At 50.6% G+C, this 670-nt stretch carries 1 protein-coding gene; it reads left to right on the forward strand.

Features of this window, described 5'->3' with window-relative positions; translation table 11 throughout:
* A partial coding sequence (locus tag ACTHUR_RS14725) for an NTP pyrophosphohydrolase (protein WP_440399334.1) occupies positions 1-614 on the forward strand: 614 nt, incomplete at its 5' end.
* Between the last annotated feature and the right edge of the window lie 56 nt (positions 615-670).

Consider the following 670-nt stretch of genomic DNA (forward strand, 5'->3'; position numbering starts at 1 on the left):
GTATCCGTATCCTTGCCGCTACGCCGCGGTTGACCAAAATCCATTCCTACGAACACGCACATGTACGCCTACATTTTTTATGGGTAGAGGCCGACCAATGGACAGGCGAAATCCAATCGAGGGAAGGGCAGAAATGGGCATGGCAAAAAGCAGGGGATTTTACCGTTGCGCCGATGTTGCCTGCCAATAGTGCATTATTACGCTCCCTATCTATTCCGCGCCAGCTTCAAGGCCGTCTGAAAAGCGGCTTGATCGGTCAAAACAGCATGGGCGAATATCATGTTGTGCCATATCTGTCGGCTCAGCATCAAACCGCCTCTGCCGTATTGTTGGAATTTGCCGATTGGCAGCAAGGCAAGCCGATAGAAGCATCCAGCGTGTGGCCAATCATTGAAAATGCCGAACAATGGCAGCAGGTGCAAAATGCCGATGCTGTCGTTTGGAAAGTGGCGAATGAAGCGGCAGCCAAGCAAGTTGTTGATATTTTGGCGCAAGGCGTGGCGATGCCGCTGATTGTGGCAGCTCCGGAAAGTATGGTTTCCATTTATCGCGAACAGTGGCAGAGCATGGGTGCGCACGCCGTTTTGACCGATAATGACATTGAGGCCGTCTGAAATGAGTAAAAATCAAAAACTACTGATTGCCGCTGTTTTACTGATTGTGTTTGCGG

The organism is Neisseria sp. P0021.S007 (genome assembly GCF_051956855.1).